Annotated in this window: 20 protein-coding genes and 1 pseudogene; 7 read left to right on the top strand and 14 right to left on the bottom strand. The window is 72.6% G+C overall.

The features are described from left to right. Window positions 1-32 precede the first annotated feature (32 nt). From QTQ03_RS04235 to QTQ03_RS04225, 3 genes are all read right to left on the bottom strand, one after another. Window positions 33-1517, bottom strand: a complete 1485-nt coding sequence (locus tag QTQ03_RS04235; protein ID WP_289276816.1) for a sensor histidine kinase — start codon at window positions 1515-1517, stop codon at window positions 33-35. Then, the gene (locus tag QTQ03_RS04230) at window positions 1495-2241 is read right to left on the bottom strand and encodes a response regulator transcription factor (protein WP_289276815.1); all 747 of its coding nucleotides are present in this window, start codon (window positions 2239-2241) and stop codon (window positions 1495-1497) included. Before QTQ03_RS04230 ends, QTQ03_RS04235 begins: the two co-directional genes overlap by 23 nt. A gap of 65 nt (window positions 2242-2306) precedes the next feature. Beyond that, complete coding sequence (locus QTQ03_RS04225) at window positions 2307-2537, bottom strand: DUF8847 domain-containing protein (protein WP_289276814.1); 231 nt, start codon at window positions 2535-2537, stop codon at window positions 2307-2309. Between the two features lie 276 nt (window positions 2538-2813). Between QTQ03_RS04225 and QTQ03_RS04220 the strand changes: the two genes are divergently transcribed. Together QTQ03_RS04220 and QTQ03_RS04215 are read left to right on the top strand one after the other, a co-directional pair. Then, window positions 2814-3242 (top strand): OsmC family protein, encoded by a 429-nt coding sequence (locus tag QTQ03_RS04220; RefSeq protein WP_289276813.1) that lies wholly within the window; start codon window positions 2814-2816, stop codon window positions 3240-3242. A gap of 302 nt (window positions 3243-3544) precedes the next feature. Then, the gene (locus tag QTQ03_RS04215) at window positions 3545-4390 is read left to right on the top strand and encodes a hypothetical protein (RefSeq protein ID WP_289276812.1); all 846 of its coding nucleotides are present in this window, start codon (window positions 3545-3547) and stop codon (window positions 4388-4390) included. Between the two features lie 154 nt (window positions 4391-4544). On the opposite strand, the gene QTQ03_RS04210 is transcribed toward QTQ03_RS04215, so the two are convergent. Both QTQ03_RS04210 and QTQ03_RS04205 read right to left on the bottom strand, forming a co-directional pair. Then, a complete protein-coding gene (locus QTQ03_RS04210; RefSeq protein ID WP_289276811.1) occupies window positions 4545-5048 on the bottom strand; it encodes an ATPase in 504 nt (167 codons plus the stop codon). A gap of 338 nt (window positions 5049-5386) precedes the next feature. After that, window positions 5387-5701 (bottom strand): hypothetical protein, encoded by a 315-nt coding sequence (locus tag QTQ03_RS04205; RefSeq protein WP_289276810.1) that lies wholly within the window; start codon window positions 5699-5701, stop codon window positions 5387-5389. 241 nt (window positions 5702-5942) lie between these two features. On the opposite strand from QTQ03_RS04205, the pseudogene QTQ03_RS04200 reads away from it, so the two are divergent. Beyond that, window positions 5943-6904 (top strand): annotated as a pseudogene (locus tag QTQ03_RS04200) (4a-hydroxytetrahydrobiopterin dehydratase). 65 nt (window positions 6905-6969) lie between these two features. Here the strand turns inward: QTQ03_RS04200 and QTQ03_RS04195 are convergent. Further along, on the bottom strand, window positions 6970-8268 hold the full coding sequence (locus tag QTQ03_RS04195; RefSeq protein ID WP_289276809.1) for an NAD(P)/FAD-dependent oxidoreductase: 1299 nt from the start codon (window positions 8266-8268) through the stop codon (window positions 6970-6972). A gap of 342 nt (window positions 8269-8610) precedes the next feature. Here QTQ03_RS04195 and QTQ03_RS04190 point away from each other — a divergent pair, with 342 nt between their 5' ends. Then, complete coding sequence (locus QTQ03_RS04190; RefSeq protein WP_289276808.1) at window positions 8611-8892, top strand: hypothetical protein; 282 nt, start codon at window positions 8611-8613, stop codon at window positions 8890-8892. A 15-nt stretch (window positions 8893-8907) separates the two neighbouring features. On the opposite strand, the gene QTQ03_RS04185 is transcribed toward QTQ03_RS04190, so the two are convergent. The 5 genes from QTQ03_RS04185 to QTQ03_RS04165 all read right to left on the bottom strand — a co-directional run bounded on the left by QTQ03_RS04185 (window position 8908) and on the right by QTQ03_RS04165 (window position 12574). Continuing rightward, complete coding sequence (locus QTQ03_RS04185) at window positions 8908-9786, bottom strand: poly-gamma-glutamate hydrolase family protein (RefSeq protein ID WP_289276807.1); 879 nt, start codon at window positions 9784-9786, stop codon at window positions 8908-8910. Window positions 9787-9821: 35 nt separating this feature from the next. Then, complete coding sequence (locus tag QTQ03_RS04180) at window positions 9822-10115, bottom strand: DUF6510 family protein (protein WP_289276806.1); 294 nt, start codon at window positions 10113-10115, stop codon at window positions 9822-9824. A 17-nt stretch (window positions 10116-10132) separates the two neighbouring features. Continuing rightward, window positions 10133-10891: a ferredoxin reductase gene (locus QTQ03_RS04175; RefSeq protein ID WP_289276805.1), complete on the bottom strand. Its 759-nt coding sequence runs from the start codon at window positions 10889-10891 to the stop codon at window positions 10133-10135. Further along, window positions 10891-11481: a sulfite oxidase-like oxidoreductase gene (locus tag QTQ03_RS04170; protein ID WP_289280665.1), complete on the bottom strand. Its 591-nt coding sequence runs from the start codon at window positions 11479-11481 to the stop codon at window positions 10891-10893. The genes QTQ03_RS04175 and QTQ03_RS04170 overlap by 1 nt, the downstream gene beginning before the upstream one ends. Window positions 11482-11560: 79 nt before the next feature. Beyond that, window positions 11561-12574 (bottom strand): TerC/Alx family metal homeostasis membrane protein, encoded by a 1014-nt coding sequence (locus QTQ03_RS04165; RefSeq protein WP_289276804.1) that lies wholly within the window; start codon window positions 12572-12574, stop codon window positions 11561-11563. Window positions 12575-12910: 336 nt separating this feature from the next. On the opposite strand from QTQ03_RS04165, the gene QTQ03_RS04160 reads away from it, so the two are divergent. Then, window positions 12911-14077, top strand: coding sequence for a CaiB/BaiF CoA transferase family protein (locus QTQ03_RS04160; protein ID WP_289276803.1), 1167 nt, complete (start codon window positions 12911-12913; stop codon window positions 14075-14077). 34 nt (window positions 14078-14111) lie between these two features. Here QTQ03_RS04160 and QTQ03_RS04155 read toward each other — a convergent pair whose 3' ends face one another. Beyond that, the gene (locus QTQ03_RS04155; protein ID WP_289276802.1) at window positions 14112-14522 is read right to left on the bottom strand and encodes a DUF2267 domain-containing protein; all 411 of its coding nucleotides are present in this window, start codon (window positions 14520-14522) and stop codon (window positions 14112-14114) included. A gap of 149 nt (window positions 14523-14671) precedes the next feature. Here QTQ03_RS04155 and QTQ03_RS04150 point away from each other — a divergent pair, with 149 nt between their 5' ends. Further along, window positions 14672-14935 carry a DUF2795 domain-containing protein gene (locus tag QTQ03_RS04150; protein WP_289276801.1) on the top strand — a complete coding sequence of 88 codons (264 nt, stop codon included), beginning with the start codon at window positions 14672-14674 and terminating at the stop codon, window positions 14933-14935. A 251-nt stretch (window positions 14936-15186) separates the two neighbouring features. On the opposite strand, the gene QTQ03_RS04145 is transcribed toward QTQ03_RS04150, so the two are convergent. Continuing rightward, window positions 15187-15846: a hypothetical protein gene (locus QTQ03_RS04145; RefSeq protein ID WP_289276800.1), complete on the bottom strand. Its 660-nt coding sequence runs from the start codon at window positions 15844-15846 to the stop codon at window positions 15187-15189. 451 nt (window positions 15847-16297) lie between these two features. On the opposite strand from QTQ03_RS04145, the gene gdhA reads away from it, so the two are divergent. After that, window positions 16298-17635 carry an NADP-specific glutamate dehydrogenase gene (gene gdhA, locus QTQ03_RS04140; protein ID WP_289276799.1) on the top strand — a complete coding sequence of 446 codons (1338 nt, stop codon included), beginning with the start codon at window positions 16298-16300 and terminating at the stop codon, window positions 17633-17635. Window positions 17636-17851: 216 nt separating this feature from the next. On the opposite strand, the gene QTQ03_RS04135 is transcribed toward gdhA, so the two are convergent. After that, a complete protein-coding gene (locus tag QTQ03_RS04135; RefSeq protein WP_289276798.1) occupies window positions 17852-18445 on the bottom strand; it encodes a hypothetical protein in 594 nt (197 codons plus the stop codon). Window positions 18446-18449: the final 4 nt, after the last annotated feature.

Below are 18449 nucleotides of genomic sequence, written 5' to 3'. Positions count from 1 at the left end.
CGGGGCGAGGCTGGCCGACGCCCGTGCGCCGGCTATGTATCGGCTGTGGGATTGGGCAGCCGCACGGTGAACACGGTGCGGCCGGGTCGGCTCTCCACCCACACCGCGCCGTGGTGGGCCTCCACCACGGAGGCGACGATGGCCAGGCCGAGTCCGGTGCTCCCGTGCGCCCGGGACCGGGAACTGTCCCCGCGGGCGAACCGCTCGAAGACCTCCGGTCGCAGGTCCGCGGGAATGCCGGGGCCGTCGTCGGCGACGCGGAGCACCGCGGCGTCCGGCGCGACGGTGAGACCGGTGGTGACCGTGGTGCCGGGCGGTGTGTGCACCCGGGCGTTGGCCAGCAGGTTGGCCAGCACCTGGTGCAGCCGGGCCTGATCACCGGGCACCTGGACCACCCGCTCCGGAAGGTCGAGCTGCCAGCGGTGCTCCGGCCCGGCGACGTGCGCGTCGCTGACCGTGTCCACCACGAGCGCGGTGAGGTCCACCGGCTCCGTCGCGAGGGGGCGGCCGGAGTCGAGCCGGGCCAGCAGCAGCAGGTCGTCGACGAGGCTGGTCATCCGGATGCTCTCCGACTCGACCCGGCGCAACGCGTGCGCCACGTCCGGCGGCATTCGGTCCCGGCCCCGCCGGGCCACCTCGGCGTACCCCCGGATTGCCGCCAGGGGGGTGCGCAGCTCGTGGCTCGCGTCGGCGACGAACTGGCGCACCCGGGTCTCGCTGGCCTGCCGCGCGGTGAGTGCGGCGGCGACGTGCCCGAGCATCCGGTTGAGCGCGGCGCCGACCTGGCCGACCTCGGTGCGCGGGTCGGTGTCGACCTCCGGCACCCGGATCGACAGCGCCACCTCGCCCCGGTCCAGCGGCAGCTCGCTGACCCGGCCGGCGGTGGCGGCGACCCGCCGCAACGGGCGCAGGGTGCGGCGGACGATCAGCGCGCCGGCGGCGCCAGCGACGATGAGCCCGGCACCGGTGACGCCGGCCGTGCGGGAGACCATCCACGGCACGGTCTCCGCCACGCTGGACAGCGGCAGGGCGAATGCGGTGACCATGCCGTTCGGCCATTGCCGGCTGATCGCCCGGTACTCGCCGCGGTCGCCCAGGTCCACGGTGCGCGGCGGTTCGCCGGGCACCAGTCGGCCCAGCGCCGTCACCTCGTCGGGCGGGACTGTCTCCCCGCCCTGCTGACCGCCGGTCTGGATCTTCGCCTTGACGACCCGGCCGTCGGCCAGGATGGCCTGCACCGAGCCCACGGGCAGGCCAGGCGGAATCTCCAGCGTCTCTTTCGGGTAGTTCACCCGGGGAAAGGGTCGCGGATCACGTGGCCCGGGAGGCGGGATGAGCTGCGCGTCCACCCGATCGATCAGGAAATGCCGCAGCGCCACCGTGGTGATGCCGCCGATGGCGACGCTGACCACGGCGAGCAGCGCGACCAGGATCACCACCAGGCGGGCCCGCAGTGACCAACCGGCCAGCCACCGCCGCAGCCGACCCGGTCGGTCAGTCTGCGGGCTTGAGGACATAGCCTGCGCCGCGCAGGGTATGGATCATCGGCTGGCGACCGGCGTCGATCTTCTTCCGCAGGTACGAGATGTACAGCTCGACCACGTTCGCCTGGCCGCCGAAGTCGTAGTTCCAGACCCGGTCCAGGATCTGCGCCTTGCTCAGCACCCGGCGCGGGTTGCGCATCAGGTAGCGCAGCAGCTCGAACTCGGTGGCGGTCAGCGTGATCAGCTGGCCGTCCCGACGGACCTCGTGGCTGTCCTCGTCGAGAGTGAGGTCACCCACGGCGAGCATCGCCTCCTCGCGGGCGGCGACCGCGAAACCGGAGCGGCGCAGCAGCGCCCGCAGCCGGGCGATCACCTCCTCCAGGCTGAACGGCTTGGTCACGTAGTCGTCACCGCCGACGGTCAGCCCGGCGACCCGCTCCTCGACGGCGTCCCGGGCGGTGAGGAAGAGCACCGGCACGGTCGGGGACACCTCACGCAACCGACGCAGCACCGCGAAGCCGTCCAGGTCGGGCAGCATCACGTCGAGGATCACCGCGTCCGGCCGGAACTGGCGTGCCGTGCCGACCGCGGTCATCCCGTTGCCCGCGGTCCGCACCTGCCAGCCCTCGTAGCGCAAAGCCATCGACAGCAAATCGGTCAGGGTGGGTTCGTCGTCGACCACCAGGACGCGAACGGGCTGGCCATCGGGGCGGCGCAGCTCCAGCCGGGCCGGACCGGCCTGTTCGTTGGTCACCATGGCCCCCATCGTGGGCGCGTCCGCTGTGCTCCGCTTGTGCGGTTGCTGTGCGCCCGCTGTGCACGCTACTCCGACATGCCGACCGGGTAGCTGTGAACGAACCGCATCGTCCAGGTTCCGGCACCGTCCGGCCGGTCGCGTTCGTAGAGGTGGTCCGGTCCGCCGACGGCGGGGCCCCGGCCGTCGGGGTGGCGCAGCACCCAGCGGGTCGGTGGGGTTCCGTCGGCGTCGGCCGGCAGCGGGCGGACCAGGTCGTGGGCCGGTCCGCCGACGAAGCGTACGGTCACCTGGCTCATCGCGCCTCCGCTCCCGGTACGCCTCGACGCACGCGTGTCTCCCCGACTCGGAAGCTACCGCACCCGGCGAACCCGCCGACCGTTCCGCGATGGTTTTCCCTGACCGGCAGCCGGCGGCGACGGTGTCGCCGTGTGCCGACCCGCGACGGACGAGGCGGCGCGCGTCGCGCCCGTTCCGGAAGTGACACCCGGCCTGGCCGGCACGCCACCGCATCGGGGAGCGGTTTCACCGGCCGGGCGCCGGGTAGCCGTGCCGGGAGTGACGGGAGGACCGCGATGCCGCACCACAGTTCCTGGCTGGACGAGACGGCCACCGCGACGGCGGAGGGCGGCCACGTCCGCACCGACGACGGCGGCCTCTCCACCGCCCTGGCGTCCCCGCTGGCCCAGCACTGCACGGGACTGAGCCCGTCGCAGCTGCTCGCGGCCGCTTTCGCGTCCTGCCTGCACCACGCGGCGGTGGAGGCGGCCGGGGAGATCACCGACGAGGCGCACACCGTGCAGGTGCGGGCAGAGGCGAAGCTCGGTCGCGACGACGAGGGCCGGTACCTGGCCGACGTGCATGCCTCCATCTCGTCCGTCGGCCTCACCCGCCAGCAGCTGGACGTGCTGGTCGAGTACGCCGACCGGCTCTGGCCGTTCTCCAGCGGGGACGCGAGCCGGCACCGGCTGACGGTGACGCCGGCGGAGAACGGACGGCACTGACTCACCTCACCCGGCACCGATCACCCGCACGGCACCTCCGAACAGCGGCAACCCATCCATACATCCGAAGGCCACTCGGCCGTTCAGGGGATGAACACCAGCATCCGGTCCAGGACACACCAAGATCGGCCACTTGTACCCCCGTCACCCTTCCCACCCGGCAATTCCGGCATGACGGATAGGCTCCAGAAGCGGCTTTACTGGCATCATCGGACACTTCACCCCGGCCACCGCCACGAATTGTGGTGCATGCCACCAAATCGGCTGATGGCAACCCGCGCTCCTCTTTCTAGCCTCGGCGGGTGCACCCCGACGACACCTTCGACCAGACGACGACAGAGACGCGACCAGCTACCCGTTCCGCTGAGACCACCTCATCCGAACGGACGGCCGGCCGACATCGCTCCGCTGTGGCGCCCCACCGCGGCCGCGCGATGCTCGCGTCGGCCCCGGTGCGGATCGCGCTCGCAACCGGCGTGACCTGCCTCCTCGGTGTGGCGGTGTTCACCAGCACGCGCGACACCGCCGACACCGACCGGACCCCGGTCGCGGAGGCGGTGGCCGAGCGCGCCGCCAGCGACGACCGCGCCTCGCGGTCACTGGACCGGGCCGCCTCCCCCACACCGGCCAGCCCGAGCCCGACCGTGCAGCCGTCCCCGTCGGCCAGTGCGAAGGCGTCGGAGAAGCCGAAGCCCACCAAGCCAGCCCGGCCACGCCCGGTCGCCGGCCTGAGCCAGGCCCAGATGGACAACGCCAAGGTCATCGTGGGTGTCGGTCAGGGCCTGGAGATGCCCCGCCGTGCCCTCGTCGTCGCCGTCGCCACCGCCATGCAGGAGAGCACCCTGCTCAACTACGCCAACGGTGTCGTGCCCGAGTCGCAGAACTACCCGCACGAGGCCGTCGGCTGGGACCACGACTCGGTCGGGCTGTTCCAACAGCGACCGAGCAGCGGTTGGGGCACGGTCGCACAGCTGATGCGCCCGTCGTACGCCGCACAGGCCTTCTACGACGCGCTGCGGGAGATCCCCGGATGGCAGGCGATGAGCGTCGCCGGGGCGGCCCAGGCCGTGCAGGTCTCAGCCTTCCCCGACGCGTACGCCCAGCACGAGGTACTGGCGGCCACCGTGGTCGCCGCACTCGCCACCTGACATCCCGATTCGTCCGACGGCCGGAGGTCAACCGCGCTGACCGAGACGGGTCGTCGCCTCGGCGACCGGCAGATGGGGTCGGCAACCGGAAGGCGAAGCGGCAGTTCGGTGAAGGGGACAGCAGAGACCGGAACCGCCCGGCCGGCCAGGCACCTCACCCGACGGTCCGGCCTACGGCGCGGTCGCGAACCGGCGCCGCGGCAGCGGCAGTCGGAGTGTCCGCCGGCACCGGTTCCACGGGCCTGCCGCCGAGGATCTCGTCCACCCTGGCCTCGCGTCGGCGGCGAGCGTGCAGCGCCTCCTCGAATTCGCGACGCGCCTGCACCGCCTCCGCGTACGCCTGCTCGCGCACCTGCCGGGCCTCCTCGCGCGCCGCGTCCAGCTCCAGGCGCGCCCGGGCGAGCAGTTCGGCGGCCTCTCGTTCGACCGGGCCGGCGTACCACCGGGTCACCGCGCCGTCGCCACCGTCGCCGACGTCGAGCCGCTGGAACAGCCCGCACAGGCCCGCGGCCTCCTCGCGGACCTCGTCCCACTCCCGTCCGGCACCGGCGGCGCCCTCGGCCCGCGCCGCGAGCCGGGTCAACCGGATGCCGAGCTCGTCGAGGCAGGAATCCACCTGTCGGCGATCGTAGCCGGTCGCAACGACGGAGAACCTCATACTGTCGCCCCCCAGGAAGCTGGTACCTCTTTCCCCACCTTCGAATCCTCGGCGCTCCGAGCGACCGCCGAAGGGGTTCGAGAAAAATATTCGGCATGCGAGCGGCGAGCCGGTCGGCGCGACGCGGAAGCGTCACCGCGTGGCCCGACACGGCCAAGGCGACGGGGCCACCCGGGCAGTCCGGCCCGCTGGGCGGGACCACCACCGGGAGCATCGACCGGGGGCTCGGACAGCGGGCCCGGCCCGTGTGGCGGACAGCATCCCTGGCGCCCCCGGGGGGTGGCCCCCGGCCCTGGGACCAGGGGCCGGGGGCCGGGGGCCGGGGGCCGGAGTGCTGTTCAGGGGGCGGGAACCGCCTGCCGACGGGGGCCGGTCGCGCGCTCGGGTACGGCCGGCGGCGGCTCGGCGTCCTCGGGGACGCCCGAGTCGGGAGTCTGAAAGAGGTAGCGGACGAACTCCCCACCCGCCTCGTTGTCGTCTGCCCCAGGCCACTGCCCGACGCAGTCCACTCCGATCACCTCGCGGCCGGTGCCGTCGACCTCCTCCAGCAACGCCCACAGGCTGACCGGATAGCAGCGGGTGTCGCCGGGAGCGAGACGCCAGCGTGCGTACCAGCCGGGTCGGGCGGGGACGATCTCGACGATTCGCTTCATCACGACCTTCCCTTCCGGGTGCCTCGGAGGATCCGGTCCACTGCGATCGTCCGGCCACGCCGGGTGAAGGACCCTCACCTCGGCCGGATGAAGCTCGCCGCCGGGTCCGCCCGGGAACCGCAGTCCGGTTCGTGGCCGGCAACGTCCGTATCGCGGCCGGCAACGTCCGTTTCACGGCCGGTGACGGTGGGAAATCGACCGGCTGGAAGCCAGGAAACACCAGCGGAAGCGAGGTGTCACCATGCGCAAGCAGATGGAGGGCGACAACCAACGTCGCCGTGCGCTGGCCCGCCAGGCCCGGGAACGCGGCATGCGGGCCAGCGAGACCGGCGCCAGCCTGAGCGCCACGAAGCAACCGACCCACCTCGACCATGGCCAACGGCACGGCCCGCCGCCGGCAGGCCGCCACAAGCCGGGCACCACTCGCGGCGGGCCCGCACCGCCACCGGCCGGCGTCCCGGGCAATCCGCGGCCGATACCGGATGCCGGGCACGCGGGCGTGGCCACGATGGGGTATCAGGACCTGGTGCACGACGTGGGACGCCGTGCCGGCGTCGACTTTTCCACCGCCAAGGTGGGGGTGGAGGCGACCGTGCTGGTACTGGCGTCCGCCCTCGGCGAGGCCGAACGCCTACGGCTGCTGCGGGCGGTGCCGACCAAGCTGCACGACGTCACGCCGGTGGACGGCGTCGGAAACCACGCCGACCTGCCCGGCTTCCTCGACGAGGTGGGTCGGCTCAGCGCCCGAGACCCGGAGCAGGCCCGCTACCAGGTCCAGGCGACCCTCGCCGCGCTGACCGACCGGGACGGTGACCTGGTCGAGTCGCTGCACGTCCCGGACGGGTTGCGGGACCTGCTCTCCCCGCCCGCCCCGGGGGCACAGTGGTGGGCGCGACCCCACCACTCGGCGCGGCAGAGCTGCGCGCGGCGCTTGCCGACCGTCCGTACTGGTCCGGCGACGGGAACAGGCTGTCGCGAACCATCGAGCTGCCGGCGGACAACCTCGACCGTGTGCTGGACCGCCTCGACCGGCTCCGGGAGGAGACAGGGCGCCGGCCAAAGATCGGCCGGCCGGACGCCACCACCGCGGTGCTGACCGTCTGGTCCCGGCAGGCCCGCGCGGTGACCGCACAGGACATCGACCTGGCGGACGCCGTCGACGACGCGATCGACGAGGTGGGCGCCGGGATGGCGAGCGGCTGACCCGGAGCCCGCGGGCCGGCGGGGCGCCACCGGCCCGCGCTCCGGCGTTGACCGGAATCACCGCCCTACGCCCGGGCCGGCACCTCCGGGGAACTGCTCTCCAGGGGGACGGCGTTGGCGGGGACCAGGCCGAGCTGCACCGCCGGGCGGGGCAGGGTGGCGTCGAGCAGCCAGTCGGCCCCCACGCGGGCCCGGTTGCCGGGCATCGCGAGCAGGTGGTAGCCGCGGGTGACCGCCTTGGCCGGCAGCCCGGACAGGGAGACTCTCAACGGGTTGGCCGCCGCGTCCCTGCCGCCCAGGTCGACCACCCAGCCCAGGTCGTGGTGCTTGTACGGCCGGCGACCGCCCTGCCCGTACGAGGCGGCGATGTTGTGGGCGACCAGCTTGCCCTGCCGCTGCGCGTGCTGGGCGGTCATCGTGCAGACCTCCCCGGGGCGGATCACGTCAGGCACCGCCGCGGCGTCCCCGCACGCGTACACCTCGGGGAAGCCTGGAACGTTCAGGTACTCGTCGGTCACCAACCGGCCCTTCTCGGTCCGAAGCCCGAGCTGGGCAACGAACGGGTCCGGTCGGACGCCCACACACCAGACGAGCGAGCAGGTCGGCACGAACTCGCCGTCGGTGAGTTTCACCCCGTCGGCGGTGGCCATTCCCACCGAGGTACCCATCCGCACGTCGACACCACGCCGGTCGAGGACCCGGTGGGCGGTGTCCGACATCCGCCGGTCCAGCTCTGGCAGCGCCCGCGGCGCCACATCGAGCAGCATCCATCGCGGTCGGATCTTCAGCCGGGGTCGCTGCGCGACCAGCCGATCGGTGAAGAGCTGCCCGTGGGCAGCCACCTCGGTGCCGGTGTAGCCGGCGCCCACCACCACGAACGTGCACCGGGCCCGCTGCTCGGCCGGATCGGCGGCCTGCTCGGCCAGCTCGATCTGCCGGACCACGTGGTCGTGCAGGTAGAGCGCCTCGGGCAGGCTGCGGAAACCGTGGGCGTACTCGGTCACCCCGGGGATGGGCAGCAGCTTGTTGACGCTGCCGACGGCGAGGACGAGCCGGTCGTACGCGATCCGGTTACGCTCCCCCTCCGGCTGGGTGAAACCCACCCAGCGGTTCTGCAGATCGACGTGGTCAGCTTCACCGATCACGATGCGGACGCCGTCCAGCGTGCCGGCCAGCGGCACCGTGATCCGGGTCGGTTCCACCACCCCGGCGGCCACCTCGGGCAGCAGGGGTAGGTAGAGGAAGTAGTCGGTCGCGTTCAGCAGGACGATCTCGGCCCGGTCCCTCGCCAGCCGGCTGAGCGTCTTCGCCGCGTGGTAACCGGCGAACCCGGCCCCCACGATCACCACACGAGGCTTCGTCATTCCGGGCCGGTTCCCCACAGCCGGCGGGGCAAACGTGGTCGGCAGCTCGGCTCGCCGTCGCCTGGACGGCAACGGTCGAGGCCCGGCCGGCCGGTCACCCAACCGACCGGCGGCCAGCCGGGCTGGGTCGAACCAGGCCGCTGCCCCGTGCGAGCGCCGCTCGCGGTCGGTCGGGCTTCACCCGCTCCGGGTGATTCCGCGTGTGCTGACGCGACGGGACACCAGCCGCCAGTGGGGCAGTTGGAAGACGGCGTTCCCGGCCGCGTGGGCGCAGGGCGCCAAGCTCGCACCCGGCCGGTTCCTGGTCCGCTTCCCACAGATCGCGCGACGAACGACAACTCGGTGCTCGGCGTCGGCGCCAACACCGTCGGCGCGCTCGCTCCCGCCGGGCGTTACCTGGTGACCTTCCCGCAGCTCGGCGTCAAGGAGACGCACGCGCAGGTGGTGGCGCAGGGCTTCGGCCCGCACTACTGCCACCTCACCCGGCCGTGGTCGTACGCGTTCGACGCCGAGGTGGACGTGCTTCGACAACGCCGGAATGATCACGCCACCACTTCCTTACCGCCTTCACCTCCCGGATCTGACCGACGCCCGATATCGACCCTCGGTGGCCGACCCGGGTAAGCCCCGGCGTGCCCCTCAGACGGCGACGCGGCGGGCCACAGCGGCCCGGGTCGCGGCCACGAACGTCCAGAACAGCGGCAGCGTGGTGTTCTTGCGCTGGGCCCGGGTGTTAGTGCCGAACATGGCGTTACGCAAGGGCGTGGTCAGTTCAAGCTGGGCGCCCGACCCGGTCAGCGTCCGGTTGACGATGTTCTGCGGGTTGACTCCGGCCAGGGCGGGAAAAGCAGCGGCGTCCAGTGCGGTGATGCCCGCGGCCGCGAACTCCTGTCGCAGATACGCCTTCAGCGTGGCATCCAGGCCACCGACAACGACCGCCTGGCCGGTGTCGGGGAGCCCGACCTGGCCGGCGGTGCATCCGTGCAGGGAGACCGCGTGCCGGGCGCCGCCGCCCAGCGACTCGGCCACCGGGTCGTCGCAGCTGGTGGAGGTGACGTGCAGCTCCCCGTTGCCGCTCGACCGCAGGCCCTCGAACAGCCAGTAGTCGTACAACGGGGCAGTGGTTTCGATCGGGGTCGACGTGGCCGGGTGGTAGCCGGCCACCGCGAGGCAGAGTTCCGAGGTGCCAACCTCGATGCCGCCGCCGTGCGGGCGATCGCGGCGACCGCGGGTAGCACCACCAGCGGGACGCCGGGGCCCAGCTCGTCGTCGAGCGTGCCGTGCCGCCGGTATCGGCGGGCCCAGTCGGTGCCCTCGGCCAGCGCGGGGTCCGCGTACAGTTCGGTGTTCGAGCGGTAGCCGTCGTCGCTTGCTGCGTGCCCGGCGCGCGGCGCCACCGTGCCGACGGCCACCCCGCCGATCGCCGCCCCCGCCAGTGCCGTCAGCACCGTCCGTCGTTCCAGACCCGCCATCGCCGTCCCTGCCTTTCGCCCGTAGCGGGGCAACGATAGCGACCATCGCTCCCGGCGGGTTGCCCCGCCCGGCAGGACGGCTCAGAGTGGGCGTGGGATCGGCCGGTCGGGGGGCATCGGCACCCGGAGGAAGGTAGCGCCCCGCAGGTCCAGCCACGCCCGGTCCGGCGCCCGCACCAGGCGCAGCATCACCTCGTGGCAGGTCGGACAGCGCCCTACCAGGCCGGGGGCCTGCGACCAGACCTGGAGCGCGGCCATCGGGCCGAGCGCGCCGCAGTGGTCACACCGACCGGCGGCGGCACTGAGGTCGACGGCGAACAGTTCCCGCAGCGGGCCGTCCAACATGTTGCCGTCCAGATAGGACATCTCGGTCATGTTTCCTCCTCGGCGCGTCAGCCGGTCGGGCCGAAGCGTTCGGTCCGCACCCGGCGGGTCTGGTGCCCCAGACCGACCAGCAGGTCGGCGGCGGTCTCGACGAAGCCGGTCGGGCCGCAGACATAGCAGATCGGTTCCAGGGCCGGCGGCCAGCCGTGGGTGTTCACGTCGGCGAGCCCGATCCGGTGCGGCTCCCCCCGCCAGCCCTCGGGCGCCTCCCGCGTGTACAGGTACGCCACGTCGAGGCCGAGGTCGTCGCGGGCCCGGCGCCGTAGCTCCTCGGCGTAGAGGACGTCAGCCGGCGTCCGGACCGAGTAGACCAGCCGGAACGGCGCACGACTGCCGGCGGCGCGCCGGGCCCGCACCATCGCCATCAGCGGAACCACTCCGGAACCACCACCCACCAGCAGCACCGGCGCGGTCTTCTCCGGCCGCCACACGAACCACCCGCCAATCGGACCGCGCACCTCCACCGGGTCGCCCTCGGCGTACGTGTCGATCAGGTAGGGCGACACCTCGCCGTCGGGCACCCGCTGCACGGTCAGCTCGATCCGCGCGTCGACGGCGGGGGCCGCCAGCGAGTACGACCGGACGGCCTGGTAGCCGTCCTCGGCGGTGAGCCGCACGTCAACGTGCTGCCCGGCGAGGTGCCCGGGCCAGCCCGGAACCGCCAGGACCAGGGTTTGGGCGCTGGGTGTCTCCACCCGCCGCTCCGTCAACCGGGCCACCCGCCAGGTCAGCGGGGCGCCCCGCGCACCAGCCGTCGGGGCTGCCATCAGTCGCCCTGGTACCGCTGCTCACGCCACGGGTCGCCGTAGTCGTGGTAGCCGGCGGTCTCCCAGAATCCAGGCTGGTCGGCGGTGCCCAACCGGATGCCGCGCACCCACTTCGCGGACTTCCAGAGGTACAGGTGTGGCACCAGCAGCCGGGCCGGTCCGCCGTGTTCGGCGGGCAACGGTTTCCCGTCGTACCCGTACGCCACCCAGGCGCGCCCGCCGCGCAGGTCCGCCAGCGGCAGGTTGGTGGTGTACCCGCCGTACGAGTGGGCCAGCGCGTAGTGGGCACCGGTGTCGACGCCGTCGAGGAACGTGTCCAGGGAGACGCCCTGCCACCTGGTGTCGCGCTTCGACCAGCGGGTGACGCAGTGGATGTCCACCGTGGGCGCCTCCTGCGGCAGGGCCGTCATCTCGTCCCACGTCCACCGGTACTCGACGCCGGTCTCCGTGGTGATGACGAACTCCCAGGTGTCCAGCGGCACCCGCGGAGTCGGGCCGGCCGACAGCACGGGGAAGTCCTCGGTCAGGTACTGGCCCGGCGGTAGGGCCGGCTCCGCCGAGCGGGGCCGCCCCTGGAAACCCGGTGACACGATTCCCACCCGTCAGTCCTACCACCCGGGCGGGGCGGACACGCACGGTCGGCCGGAGGCCGACCGTGCCGGGTGACCGTCAGTGACGTTCGGTGACGATCTTCCTTTCGCCGGGCTGGCCGGCACGGGTCGCGCGCAGGCTCGTGACGGTGACCACCGCGAGCACCGCAACGATCACCACCAGCGAGATCGGCGTCGGGATCTCCGGGACGTTGTCCCAGATGCCGTGCGCCCAGTGCAGGGCGAGCTTGACGCCGATGAAGCCGAGGATGATCGACAGGCCGTAGCTGAGGTGGATCAGCCGGCTCAGCGCGGCGTGCAGGACGAAGTAGAGCGCCCGCAGGCCGAGCAGGGCGAAGGCGTTGGTGGCGAAGACCAGGTAGGGGTCCTCGGTGATGCCGTACACGGCAGGCACCGAGTCGACCGCGAAGACCACGTCGGTGGCGAGCACCGCGACCACCACGAGAGCGAACGGGGTCAGCGTCCGCCGCCCGTCGAGTCGTACGGTCATCCGCGTGCCGTGGTAGTCGTTGGTGACCGGCATGAACCTCCGCAGCAGGCGCACCGACCGCATCTTGTTGATGTCGACCTCCGGCTGATGACCGGAGACCGCGTCACGCAGCAGCTTTGCCGCGGTGACCAGGAGGATGACGGCGAAGAGCAGAAAGGCGAAGTCGAGCGTCTGAAGGGCGGCGGCGCCGAGGGCGATGAAGACCGCCCGCAGGGCCAGCGCGCCGGCGATACCGAAGAGCAGGACCCGCTGGGCGAGCACGGACGGCACCGCGAACGCGGACAGCAGCAGCATGAAGACGAACAGGTTGTCGACCGACAGCGACTTCTCCACCAGGTAGCCGGTGAGGTAGTCGATGCCCTGCGACGAGCCGAACCGGGACCAGACAAAGGCACCGAAGGCCAACGGTAGCGCGACATAGAAGGCGGACCAGCCCAGCGCCTCCCGGATCGACACCTCGTGCGGGCGTCGGGTGACCAGGAAGTCGAGCACCAGCAGCAGGATCACACCGCCGATGGTGGCGATCCACAACGTCGGGGTGCCTACCGACCGCAGCTCGGCGGCAAGGTACAACTCGGTCATGGAGCCTCCTCGAACACGGTGTCATGCTCGAGGTCTCCTTCACCCACGTTTTGCGGGCAACCACCCGAGGCGCGCTCCGGGCCCGCCGTACTGACCGGAATGGTTCGGGGAAGTACTCCCCTCGTCGGGACAAGGTTAGGTCAGGTCAACCACGCCCGCCAGTCGAGCGCGCCGAAACCACGGTGGGAGCGATCCCGGAATGCGAGTGCAGGGAAAACGTCGCAGTCCAGTCGATCGGACTTCCCGACCCCGTAGTCGACCGACACCATCTTCCGGTCTCCGTCGCCACCGTTCCTCCCCTTACGGGGCGAACCCGCGAGCGCCTATCGTGGCCCGGTGACCGACAACGTCCCGGCCGGCCCCCTCGCCGGTGTACGGGTGATCGAGCTGGCCGGTATCGGGCCGGGGCCGTTCACCGCGATGATGCTGGCGGACCTGGGCGCGGACGTGGTCCGGGTGGACCGGGCGGCTGACGTCGACCCGGCGGCGTTCGGCAGCCCGCACCCGGACCTGCTCAACCGGGGTCGCCGCTCGATCGGGGTGGACCTCAAGTCGGCGGGTGGCCGCGCGGCGATGCTCGCCCTGGTCGCCGGGGCGGACGCGCTGATCGAGGGCTTCCGGCCGGGTGTGACCGAGCGGCTGGGTCTCGGCCCGGTGGACTGCCACGCGGTCAATCCACGCCTGGTGTACGGACGGATGACCGGCTGGGGGCAGGACGGCCCGGCCGCCCCGTACGCGGGGCACGACATCGACTACCTCGCGCTGACCGGGGCGCTGCACGGAATCGGGCGGGCCGGCGAGCGTCCGGTACCGCCGATGAACCTGCTCGGCGACTTCGGCGGTGGCGGGATGATGCTCGCTCTCGGTCTCGTCAGCGCCCTGTACGCGGTGCGCGGCGGAGCGCCCGGGCAGGTGGTGGACGCCGCCATCGTGGACGGCGTCTCCGTGCTGAGCACACAGATCCACGCGCTGCGCCGGCTCGGCAGGTGGCAGGAGCCACGCGGGGTCAACCTGCTCGACGGCGGTGCCCCGTTCTACGACACGTACGAGTGCGCCGACGGGAAACACCTGGCGGTGGGCGCCCTGGAGCCGCGCTTCTACGCCGAACTGGTCCGGCGGACCGGCTTCCCACTGCCCGGCGACGAGGCGCTCGACCGTGCCGACCCGGCGAACTGGCCGGCGTTGCGGGAGGCGTGGGCACGGTTGTTCCGCACCCGCGGCCGGGACGAGTGGGCGGCGCTGCTCGCCGACTCGGACGCCTGCGTCGCCCCGGTGCTCGACTGGACCGAGGCGCCGGAGCACCCGCACCTCGCGGCCCGGGGCACGTTCGTCGCGCGCGACGGGGTGACCCAGCCGGCCCCCGCACCGCGCTTCTCCGGCACCCCGACGGCGCTGCGCCGCCCACCGCCGCAGCCCGGCGAGCACACCGACGAGGTGCTCGCCGAGGCGGGCGTCGACGCCGAGCGGATCGCCGCCCTGCGGGCGGCGGGCGCCGTCGCCTGAACCCGGCGACCGTGCCGGTCTCGGATCCGTCCGGTCAGGACCGGCGCAACGTCGCGCCCGGCGCCATCGCCGGTTCCACGATGTCCCGGTAGTCGCGGGGCAACTGCACCACCACATCGTCGAACTCACCGCCGGTGATCGCCTCCCGCAGCGTGGTGAACACCGCCCGGACGGCGTCCCGCGCCGTCGGCTCGTCCACCTGCGCCCGCGCGGCCACCCGGGTGACGAACTCCGCCGCCCCGAGCCGCTGCGCCGACTCGTTGTCCGGGCCCGGCTTCAGCACCAGTTGCAGGGGACGGGGCAGTTGCACGGCCAGGTCCAGCACCTCCCCGCCGGTCAGCCGCTCCGCGAGCGTCTCCAACGTCGCCCGGGTCAGCTCCACGGCCTGCTCGGCGGGCGTGTGGGTGCGCTGCGCGACCTGGTCGACGAAGGTGTCGTAGTTCATGTGTGCTCCTCGACTCGGGGCCCAGGGTCTACCCCCGGCGCGGGGCGGGGAAACCGGGCCGGTTACCGGCCGGTCAGGGGCGTGAGGCCGACCCGGGCGGGTAACCGCCGCCGGTCGTGACCGGATCGATGCCCGAGGAGCTCACCATCATGGCGACGTACGCCGACGTACTGCAGTACCTGTCGAGCCTGGACTACCCGGCCGAGAAGGACGACGTCGTACGCGAGGCCGAGCGGGAGGGGGCCCCGCCGGACGTGCTGCGCGCCCTGCCGCCGGTCGACTACGCCAACGGCAACGAGGTGGCCCGCTCGGCGGGTATCGAGGCCGCCCCGGAGGTCGACGCGACCCAGCGCTCGATGCAGGCGAGGGACAAGCGGCACCAGCGGGTGTCGCAGCACCTGCGCAACCCCTGACGCGGCCCCGGCGTGGAACCTCCGACGCCGGGCCGGGCCGTCGGGCAGACGGGCGGGCGCCCCGGGCCACGAACCGCGAACAAGGGGCGCCACGCACCGGCCTGTCCCAGGTCGCGCGTCCGAACCGGGCCGCACCACCGGACAGTCACCTACGCCCGAACCGGGCGGGCACATCTGCCGCGAGCATCATAGGCACCCCATCCCCCGAACGGGCAGGGATTTCGAACAACTATGGCCTAACGCACGTCCGATCAGCGGGTCACCTCGGTGTACCGCCGTTCCAGATCCACCCGCGCCAGGGCGCCCACCAGCCAGGCCAGCCGCTCGGACTCGCCGCTACCGGCCAACCCGGCCAGATCGTCGGCGGAGCGCCCGAGCCCCAGCCGGCGCGCCGCGGCCAGTGCCCGGCGGTCCGCCACCGGCGCCACCTCCTGCCACAACGCCTGCGCCTCCCGCAGGAAGAGGTCCGCCACTGCGGCGTCCACTCCGGGCAGTTCGGTGAGCAACGCCCGCTCCCGGGCGGGATCGTGCCCGGTGGCGGCGCGCAACCGGCGCAGGTCGCCCCGATACCGATCGACGACGGCCTGGGCCAGGTCGCCGAGGGTGCTGGCGAGCGCGTCCACGTCCCCGCGCTGGCCGCTGTCCCGGAGCACCCGGACCCGGTCGGTGTGCAGCGAACGGGCCAGCCGCGCCGCGCTGTCCCATCCGTTCGCGGGTAGGGCATGGGCGCTTTCCACCGCCCGCCGGAAGTCACCTCTTCGGGCCAGCAGCACGGCGAGGCAGAGGAGCTGGAACAGGTTCGACGGGTTGTTGGTGACCCGGAAGCCGTACTGCTCGGCGAAGCCACGCCCGCCACCGGCGAGCCGGCGGACCAAACGCTTCTTGTCCTCGATGGTGGCAATGGTCGGCATGCGCGGCGTCTACCCGTCCCGGCCGGCGCCACGCCTACCCGACCGAAACCGGTCGGTCAGCGAGCACGTTACCGCTGCGGTCGCGGACGTTCGGCCGGGTAGTGGCCGGTCAAGTCAGCCGAGCACGTTGCCGCTGCGGTCGCGGGCCTTCAGCCGGGTGGTGGCCGGTCAAGTCAGCCGAGCACGTTGCCGCTGCGGTCGCGGGCCTTCAGCCGGGTAGTGGGCAGCGCTGGCGCGGGCAGCGGCGGCGTCGGGTCGTCGGCGACCCGGCCGAACCGCCGGCCGGCCATCCAGTCCTCCCGGGCGGCGGCGACCTCCTCGTGCGAGCGCCCTGAACGCGCGGTGGGTGAACCGGACGGGGTGGACGGTCCGTATCCGGGGACGGTTCGGCGGAGGACGCCAACGCGGGCGGCGACGAGGCCGCCGAGAGCGAGCGAAGGGACGTGTCGGGATGCCGGAGACCGTGGAGGCGGTGTTCGCCCGGGTGGTCACCCGGAACCCGGGTGAACCGGAGTTCCATCAGGCCGTTCGGGAGGTGTTGGAGAGCATCGGGCCGGCGCTGGCACGGCACCCGGAGTACGTCGAGGCGCGGATCGTCGAGCGCATCTGCGAGCCGGAGCGGCAGGTGATTTTCCGAGTGCCGTGGGAGGACGACCGCGGCCGGGTACGGGTCAACCGGGGCTTCCGGGTGGAGTTCAACAGCGCGCTCGGTCCGTTCAAGGGCGGGCTGCGCTTCCACCCGTCGGTGTACCTGGGCATCGTCAAGTTCCTGGGCTTCGAGCAGATTTTCAAGAACGCGCTGACCGGGCTGCCCATCGGCGGCGGCAAGGGCGGGGCGGATTTCGACCCGAAGGGCCGCACCGACCGGGAGGTGATGCGCTTCTGCCAGAGCTTCATGACCGAGCTGTACCGGCACATCGGCGAGCAGACCGACGTGCCGGCCGGGGACGTCGGGGTGGGTGGTCGGGAGATCGGCTACCTGTTCGGGCAGTACAAGCGGATCACCAACCGGTACGAGTCGGGGGTGCTCACCGGCAAGGGCCTGGCGTACGGGGGCGCGCAGGTGCGCCGCGAGGCGACCGGCTACGGGGCGGTCTTCTTCGCCGAGGAGATGCTGCGCCAGACCGGGGACAGCATGGCGGGCAAGCGGGTGGTGGTCTCCGGCTCCGGGAACGTGGCGATCTACGCGATCGAGAAGGTGCACCAGCTCGGGGGGACGGTGGTCGCCTGCTCCGACTCGACCGGCTACCTACTCGACGAGAAGGGCATCGATCTGGAGCTGTTGCGGGAGCTGAAGGAGGAGCGCCGCACCCGCCTGGACGACTACGTACAACACGTGCCGCACGCGGTCACGGTCGCCGGTCGTTCGGTGTGGGAGGTGCCCTGCGACGTGGCCCTGCCGTGCGCGACGCAGAACGAGATCGGCGGCGCGGAGGCCGCGGCACTCGTCGCCGGTGGTTGCGTCGCGGTGGTCGAGGGAGCGAACATGCCGACCACGCCCGAGGCGGTGCGGATCCTCGGACGCGCCGGCGTCCGGTTCGCACCCGGTAAGGCGGCCAACGCGGGTGGCGTGGCGGTGAGCGCGCTGGAGATGCAGCAGAACGCCAGCCGCGACTCGTGGACCTTCGACCAGTCGGAGCAGCGGTTGCGGGAGACCATGCGGGACATCCATGCCCGCTGCTGGGCGACGGCCGGGGAGTACGGACTGCCCGGCGACTATGTGGCCGGGGCGAACATCAACGGGTTCCGCCGGGTGGCGGAGGCGATGGTGGCGCACGGGGTGGTCTGACGGGCCGGTCGGTCAGCCGCCGCCCAGCTACCCGGTCGACCAATCCGCCGCTCGAGCCGCTGGTGGTGGGCGCCGCGTGCACCACCAGCGGAAACCCGTGCCGGTGCACGCGGCGCGTCGCCGCTCCCGAGGGGGCACGGTGCCCCCTCGGGAGGGATCCCGAGGGAGCACCCGCCGGGAGGCTGTCGTCCGGGCGCTGCCCGACGCTCGGTCACGTCAGCGCGTGCTCCGCGGGTTGATCCGGTGCCGCTGGCGCCACGCGAAGGTCGTGAGTAGCAGGACGGCACCGACGCCGACCAGGCCACCGCCGACCTTCATCGGCATGCTGGTGCTGGCGCCCGTCACCGGCAGCTCGCTGCGACTCTCGGCCAGGACGGTCACCTGGGCGGTGGCTGTCCGCCCCGGGTCGCCGAAAGCCTCGAAGGTGAAGGTGCCGGTGCGGGCCGGCGTGTAGGTCACCTCGAACGTGCCGTCGGCGCGGGCGGCGAACGCCCCGATGTCCGGCTCGTCGCGGGTTCGCTGGTAGGCGACCGGCGTCATCGCGACCCGGTCGCCGGTGCTGCCGCGCATGGCGGACATGGCGGTGGCCAGCGGGCTCGACGACACTCCGACGTGGATGCGTTCCCCGCCGTTCCAACCTCGTCCGAACAGGGTCACGGTCTTGCCGAGAACGATCTGGGGGTCGGCCACGGAGAGCGCGACTCCACCCGGCGGATAGACGGGCTGCTGCTGCGCAGCCCCCGCCGCGGTCGGCACGGCTGCCACGGCCAAACCGACCGTGAGCGCCACGATGATGCGGGATAGCCGCATGATT

The sequence above is a fragment of the Micromonospora sp. WMMA1363 genome (genome assembly GCF_030345795.1).
Taxonomy (GTDB): domain Bacteria; phylum Actinomycetota; class Actinomycetes; order Mycobacteriales; family Micromonosporaceae; genus Micromonospora.
Note: the sequence above shows the minus strand (reverse complement) of the source record. Positions and strands in the feature narration are given on the sequence as shown.